Here is a 6,994-nt window from a genome sequence, read left to right as displayed (position 1 = left end):
AGCCTCTGGAGATTTCGTGATGAATGAACTCATTTATCAACGGATAGAACATAACGCGCATTTCAGGGAGCTGGTCGAAAAAAGGCAACGGTTTGCCATCATTTTGTCGCTGATCGTGCTGGCGATTTATGTCTGCTTTATTCTGCTTATCGCCTTCGCCCCTGGCTGGCTGGGTACGCCGCTCTATCCCGGCACCAGCGTCACGCGCGGCATTCCTGTTGGCGTCGGCGTGATCCTGATTTCGTTCGTGTTAACCGGCGTTTACGTCTGGCGGGCGAACGGTGAGTTTGACCGTCTGAACAATGCCGTGATCCGCGAGGTAAACGCACCATGAAGAGATTACTGACGGCGGCTGCCGCCATACTCCCTTTCTCCGCGAACGCGGCAGATGCCCTGACCGGCGCGGTGCAGCGCCAGCCGACCAACTGGCAGGCGATCATCATGTTCGTGGTGTTTGTCGCCTTTACGCTTGGCATCACGTACTGGGCGTCAAAACGTACCCGCACCCGCAGCGATTACTACACGGCGGGCGGTAATATTACCGGTCTGCAAAACGGCCTGGCGATCGCCGGGGATTACATGTCGGCGGCGTCCTTTCTGGGGATTTCCGCGCTGGTGTTCACCTCCGGCTACGATGGCCTGATTTACTCGCTGGGTTTCCTGGTGGGCTGGCCGATCATTCTGTTTTTGATCGCCGAGCGTCTGCGTAACCTCGGACGCTATACCTTTGCCGATGTGGCGTCGTATCGTCTGAAACAGGGTCCGATCCGTATTCTCTCCGCCTGCGGCTCGCTGGTGGTGGTGGCGCTCTATCTGATCGCCCAAATGGTGGGCGCGGGCAAACTGATCCAGCTGCTGTTTGGCCTGAACTATCACATCGCCGTGGTGCTGGTGGGCGTGCTGATGGTGATGTACGTGCTGTTCGGCGGCATGCTGGCCACCACCTGGGTGCAGATCATCAAAGCCGTGCTGCTGCTGTTCGGCGCCAGCTTTATGGCCTTTATGGTGATGCGTCACGTCGGTTTCAGCTTCAATAACCTGTTTACCGAAGCCATGGCGGTGCATCCGAAAGGCACGGCGATCATGAGTCCGGGCGGTCTGGTGAAAGATCCGATCTCTGCGTTGTCGCTGGGGCTGGGGCTGATGTTTGGTACCGCCGGTCTGCCGCATATTCTGATGCGCTTCTTTACCGTCAGCGATGCCCGTGAAGCGCGGAAAAGCGTGTTCTACGCCACCGGCTTTATGGGTTACTTCTACATCCTGACCTTTATTATCGGCTTCGGCGCGATCATGCTGGTGGGCGCAAATCCGGCGTTTAAAGATGCCACCGGCGCGCTGATTGGCGGCAATAACATGGCGGCGGTGCATCTTGCCAACGCGGTGGGCGGCAACCTGTTCCTCGGCTTTATCTCGGCGGTGGCCTTCGCGACTATCCTCGCGGTGGTGGCGGGCTTAACCCTGGCGGGCGCATCGGCGGTATCGCACGATCTGTATGCCAACGTGTTCCGTAAAGGGGCCACCGAGCGCGACGAGCTGCGGGTGTCAAAAATCACCGTGCTGGTACTGGGCGTGATCGCCATCCTGCTGGGTATTCTGTTTGAGAATCAGAACATTGCCTTCATGGTGGGTCTGGCGTTCTCGATTGCGGCAAGCTGTAACTTCCCGATCATTCTGCTGTCGATGTACTGGTCGAAGCTGACCACCCGTGGCGCGATGATCGGCGGCTGGCTGGGGCTGATTACCGCCGTGGTGCTGATGGTGCTTGGCCCGACTATCTGGGTGCAGATCCTCGGCCACGCCAGCGCCATCTTCCCGTATGAGTACCCGGCGCTGTTCTCCATTGCGGTGGCCTTTATCGGTATCTGGGTGTTCTCGGCAATCGACAATACCGCGGAAGGGAAACTGGAACGCGAGAAGTTCCGCGCCCAGTTTATCCGTTCGCAAACCGGTATCGGCATCGATCAGGGCCGCGCGCATTAATCTGTTTTACCCCCGGCCTGCGGGCCGGGGTTGTGTTTCATCGTGAGCAACATCACGTCCTGCGTGCGACAAAAGTCGATCCGCGTCACAGTATCCCGGCGCGTTTTGTAAGCCCCGTCACACTTTGCGCGACTCCAACCCCCTGACCCTGTTTTGCACTCTGCGCCGTCACGACAATGCCCTTCCCGCTTTTTATGCTGATGGAAGCCCTGGCTTACGCGTTAAGCCAATAATTTCATTAAGTAATTAATCGAGGATGGTATGAAAAAATATGCCCTTGTCGGCACGGGCGGGCGTGCCGGGATGTACATTGCGGCCATCGGCGGTCAGTGGAAAGAGACGGCCACCCTGGTCGCCTTCTGCGATACCAACCACACGCGTATTCACTACGCCAATCAGTTGCTGAAAAACGAAGGGGCTGCGCCAGCGTCCACCTGGCACGCCTCGCAGTTTGAGGAGATGATCCGCGAGACGCGCCCGGACGTGATTATCGTCACCACCGTCGATCGTACCCATGATGATTATATTGTGCGCGCCCTGTACGCCGGGTGTGATGTGATCACCGAAAAACCGATGACCATCGACGAGCAGCGGGCGCTGCGCATCCTCGATGCCATTGAAGAGACGGGCCGTCAGGTGCGTGTGACCTTTAACTACCGCTATGCGCCGCATCACAGCAAAGTGCGCGAGCTGCTGATGAACGGCACCATTGGCGAGGTGAACTCGGTACACTTTGAATGGCTGCTGAACACCGAACACGGCGCGGATTATTTTCGTCGCTGGCACCGGGAAAAGCGCAACAGCGGCGGCCTGCTGGTACACAAATCCACCCACCATTTCGACCTGATGAACTTCTGGCTGGGGAGCTATCCGCAGCGCGTCTATGCCGAAGGCAGCCTGCGCTTTTACGGTAAAGAGAACGCGGAGCGGCGCGGCATTACGCAGTTCTATCCCCGCGCCCACGGCTACGCCGCCGCCCAGGACGATCCTTTTGCCCTGCACATGGAGGACAATCCCCAGCTGAAAGCGCTGTATCTGGATGCCGAGCACGAAGATAACTATTTTCGCGATCAGAGCGTGTTCAGCGACGGCATCACCATTGAAGACACCATGTCGGTGCTGGTGAAATACCAGAATCAGGTGCAGCTGACCTATTCCCTGAACGCCTATCTGCCATGGGAGGGGCTGAACGTGGTGTTTAACGGCAGTGAAGGCCGTCTGGAAATGAAGCTGGTGGAGAAATCTTACGTCAACGCCGGTGGCGATCGCGCCAGCGAAGGGAGCCTGGAAGGCTGCGACATCACGGTGTTCCCGATGTTTGCCGCGCCCTGGAAAGCCGAATTCGCCATCGGTGAAGGCGGACACGGCGGCGGAGATAACGCCATGCTGGCGGATTTGTTCGGGCCTGCCACGCACGATCCGCTGCAGCGCGCCGCCGATCACCGCGCCGGGGCGATGTCGATCCTCACCGGTATCGCCGGGAATATCTCCATGCAGCAACAACGTCCGGTGAATTTCAAAGAGTTTGAGCTGGTGTCACGCCTGAAAAAGTAGTGCTTTAGCCCCCTCACCCACAGGATGAGGGGGACATACGCTACTTGTTTTCAATCAGCAGCGCTTCCAGCAGGTCCAGATCGTGCAGCAGTTTTTGCAGCGTTTCGTTGCTGATCTGCCGCGTGGCGCGCAGATGATACAGCTCTGCCCGCTCGGAACGCAGCGCCGCGAGGCGGAAGCGGCGTTCGAGATTCTCTTCCTGCATGGAGCTTTCGACGTTATTACGCCCGTCAGCGCGGCGACGCAGATTACCAATCACCCGCGAACTGACTTCCGTCAGCAGCTGATCGTCAATGTTCTCCTCGGCGTTGGCCGCCAGGCGCTCTTCCATTTTCTGAATGGCGACAATAGCCACATCAGCGGTTTTCGCCCGCGCCAGCCGCTCTTCTTTTGCTTGCTGCGCGTGATCGGCGATCTCCATATGTTGCAGCAGCATGGGTAAAACCACCACGGCGACAAACAGCGAGAAGAGGATCACCCCGGCAGCCAGGAAGACCAGTTCATAACGCGCCGGGAAGTGTTCCCCGCCCGGTAACAACAATGGAATGGAGAGTACACCGGCGAGGGTGATCGCCCCGCGCACGCCCGCAAAAGTGGAGATCAGCAGTTCGCGCGTGCTCCACATCCCAAATTCCATCGGGCTTTTGGTGAGGAAGCGCTGGCTGAATTTCTGCATCGTCCACAGCCAGCCGAAACGCACCAGCATCAGCGCGGCATAAATCAGAATGATGTCGGTAAACAGCATCCAGGTTTCGACGTTAGGATCGGCTTCCGCCGCCACCAGCGAGGTTTCCAGAATGCCCGGCAGTTGCAGACCCAGCAGCAGGAACACCATGCCGTTAAAGACGAATTCCAGCATCGACCAGGTGCTGTTGGCGCGCAGACGCATGGCCAGAGGCGCGGAGCGCATCACGCCGGAACGGGTGATAGTCATCCCGGCCGCCACCGCTGCCAGAATGCCGGACACACCGATGTGTTCTGCGATCAGATAAGAGGCGAACGGCAGCAGGAACAGCAGCACGATTTGCGTGGCTGGTTCATCCCCGCCCCAGCGGCTGAGAAAACGCAGCGAACGGCCATACAGCCAGCTGACCACGAATCCGGCCAGCAGACCGCCAATCGCCACCTTGAGGAATTCCACGGTCGCGCCGCCGACGGTGAAGACCATGGTGCCCATCGCCACCGCGACGGCAAACTTCAGGGCCACCAGGCCTGAGGCGTCGTTCATCAGCGCCTCGCCCTGCAGGATGCCCATAATTTTTTTCGGGATGCGCCCTTCGCCAACAATGCCGGACAGCGCCACGGCATCGGTCGGCGACAGCACCGCCGCCAGCGCGAACGCCGGGATCAGCGGAATACCGGGCACCACCCAGTAAATCAGATAGCCGATGCCGACCACGGTGACCAGCACCAGCGCCAGCGCAAGGCCAAATATTTCACGCCCGTGCTCCAGAAACTCGCGCGTTGGGGTTTTCCAGCCATCCGCGAACAGCAGCGGCGGGATAAACAGCACCAGAAAGAGTTCCGGATCGAACTCCACATGCAGACCAAAAGTGGGTAAGGCCAGCATAGCGCCGATGGCGATCTGCATCAGCGGCAGGGGGATCTGGAAGGGCAGGACACGGGTGACGACACCCGAGAGTGAGACCACAAGGGTCATGATGAGTATGGTGAAGAAAATTTCCATGCGTTCCCTGTTTGCGATGATTTTTTATAATCGATGACGAGGCATCATGCCTTTCATAATAGAACATGCAGCTTAACGCAATGGAAACAGGATGTGCCTTAAAAAGTAAAAAGGGCGGCAATCGCCACCCTTTTTTTCGAGCCGGATCGGAAAATTAAATCGCCCAGCCGCCCGCGTAGAAGGCCACCAGCGCCACCGCGATCACCACGGTACCGATGTTCAGACGACGCCATTCACCCGACACTACACGGCCAATCACCAGCGAGGCGAAGCCGATCATGATGCCGGTAACGATGTTACAGGTCAGCACTATAAACACCGCGGTGATAAGGCCCGCCATCGCATCCACGAAATCGGCAAAATCGATTTTCGACACGTTGCTCAGCATCAGCAGGCCAACGTACATCAGCGCAGGGGCGGTGGCGTAAGCCGGAACCAGATAGGAGAGCGGAGAGAGGAACAGGATCAGCAGGAACAGCACGCCAACGGTGATCGCCGTCAGACCGGTTTTACCGCCTGCCGCCGTACCCGCCGCCGATTCGATATACACCGCCGCCGGTGCTGCGCCCACCAGGCCAGAGAAGACGCTGCTCAGGGAGTCGGTGGTCAGCGCTTTGCCGCCATCGATAATCTGACCGTCTTTATCCAGCAGGTTAGCCTGACCGGCCACCGCACGAATGGTGCCTGTCGCATCAAACACGGCGGTCATCACCAGCGCCAGTACGCTCGGCAGCACGATCGGGTTCAGCGCGCCCATAATATCCAGGCTGCCGATCAGCGAATTGCCGTGTTCGTCGCTCAGCGACGGCATGGCAAAAATACCGGAGAAGTGCACCGCCGGATCAAAAATCAGCCCGACAACAGACACGCCGATAATGGTCAGCAGAATGCCGCCCGGCACTTTCAGTTTTTCCAGACCGATAATCACCGCGAGGCCAATCAGCGACATGATCACCGGGAAGCTGGCGAAATGCCCCAGCGCTACCGGCAACCCGTCGATGGGGTTTTTCACTACCAGACCCACGCCGTTCGCGGCAATGAGCAGCAGGAACAGGCCGATACCGATGCCGGTGCCATGCGCCACGCCCTGCGGCAGATTGCGCAGGATCCAGCTACGGATGCCGGTGGCAGAGATCACGGTGAACAGCACGCCCATCAGGAATACCGCGCCCAGGGCGACAGGTACGCTGATTTGCTGGCCGAGCACCAGGCTGAAAGCGGTGAAAGCGGTCAGCGAGATGGCGCAGCCAATCGCCAGCGGCAGATTCGCCCACAGGCCCATCACAATAGAGCCCAGACCGGCAACCAGACAGGTGGCAACAAACACCGCCGTCGGCGGGAAGCCCGCTTTGCCCAGCATGCCTGGCACCACGATCACGGAGTAAACCATGGCCAGGAAGGTGGTAAGACCGGCTACGATCTCCTGACGGACAGTGCTGCCACGTGCAGAAATTTTAAATAAAGCGTCAAGCGAACCGCCGGTACGCGCTGAAGGCGTAGACATAGAAAACATCCCCTGAGAATTTTTATATTCGCTGGTTTGCGTGGCGGACAATCCACTGCCAGATTAAACGTCATCTCCATGTGCTACGTTGCGGCAAAGCAGTGCCACAAAAAGCAAACGTTTAACTCCGCGCAAACAAAACGGCTGTTGAAAAAGGCAAACGATTATCCAGCCATCCACAGGGGTATTTCAACTTAACTTTGTCGCTTTTTATGAAATTTCGCTCAGGACGACGAAGAAAGCAGCAGGGGATGCGCAAACGTTGTCGT

Annotated in this window: 5 protein-coding genes; 3 read left to right on the top strand and 2 right to left on the bottom strand. The window is 58.2% G+C overall.

Features of this window, described 5'->3' with window-relative positions; genetic code table 11:
• Positions 1 to 19 precede the first annotated feature (19 nt).
• From QRD42_RS06585 to QRD42_RS06575, 3 genes are all read left to right on the top strand, one after another.
• Entirely contained in the window at positions 20 to 334 is a 315-nt protein-coding gene (locus tag QRD42_RS06585; protein WP_321988738.1) for a DUF485 domain-containing protein, read from the top strand.
• Positions 331 to 1,980, top strand: a complete 1,650-nt coding sequence (gene actP, locus QRD42_RS06580; RefSeq protein ID WP_321988455.1) for a cation/acetate symporter ActP — start codon at positions 331 to 333, stop codon at positions 1,978 to 1,980. The genes QRD42_RS06585 and actP overlap by 4 nt, the downstream gene beginning before the upstream one ends.
• 261 nt (positions 1,981 to 2,241) lie before the next feature.
• Complete coding sequence (locus QRD42_RS06575) at positions 2,242 to 3,534, top strand: Gfo/Idh/MocA family protein (RefSeq protein ID WP_321988454.1); 1,293 nt, start codon at positions 2,242 to 2,244, stop codon at positions 3,532 to 3,534.
• Positions 3,535 to 3,574: 40 nt separating this feature from the next.
• Here the strand turns inward: QRD42_RS06575 and QRD42_RS06570 are convergent, their stop codons facing one another.
• Together QRD42_RS06570 and ghxP are read right to left on the bottom strand one after the other, a co-directional pair.
• Complete coding sequence (locus QRD42_RS06570; protein ID WP_072570208.1) at positions 3,575 to 5,221, bottom strand: Na+/H+ antiporter; 1,647 nt, start codon at positions 5,219 to 5,221, stop codon at positions 3,575 to 3,577.
• A gap of 154 nt (positions 5,222 to 5,375) precedes the next feature.
• Positions 5,376 to 6,725, bottom strand: coding sequence for a guanine/hypoxanthine transporter GhxP (ghxP, locus tag QRD42_RS06565; protein WP_321988453.1), 1,350 nt, complete (start codon positions 6,723 to 6,725; stop codon positions 5,376 to 5,378).
• Between the last annotated feature and the right edge of the window lie 269 nt (positions 6,726 to 6,994).

The organism is Enterobacter sp. PGRG2 (genome assembly GCF_030291195.1).
Lineage (GTDB): Bacteria > Pseudomonadota > Gammaproteobacteria > Enterobacterales > Enterobacteriaceae > Enterobacter_D.
Note: the sequence above shows the minus strand (reverse complement) of the source record. Positions and strands in the feature narration are given on the sequence as shown.

Coding starts and splice junctions, on each gene's coding strand:
- QRD42_RS06585 (WP_321988738.1), top strand. CDS start 20: ATGAATGAACTCATTTATCAACGGATAGAACATAACGCGCATTTCAGG.
- ghxP (WP_321988453.1), bottom strand. CDS start 6,725: ATGTCTACGCCTTCAGCGCGTACCGGCGGTTCGCTTGACGCTTTATTT.
- QRD42_RS06570 (WP_072570208.1), bottom strand. CDS start 5,221: ATGGAAATTTTCTTCACCATACTCATCATGACCCTTGTGGTCTCACTC.
- QRD42_RS06575 (WP_321988454.1), top strand. CDS start 2,242: ATGAAAAAATATGCCCTTGTCGGCACGGGCGGGCGTGCCGGGATGTAC.
- actP (WP_321988455.1), top strand. CDS start 331: ATGAAGAGATTACTGACGGCGGCTGCCGCCATACTCCCTTTCTCCGCG.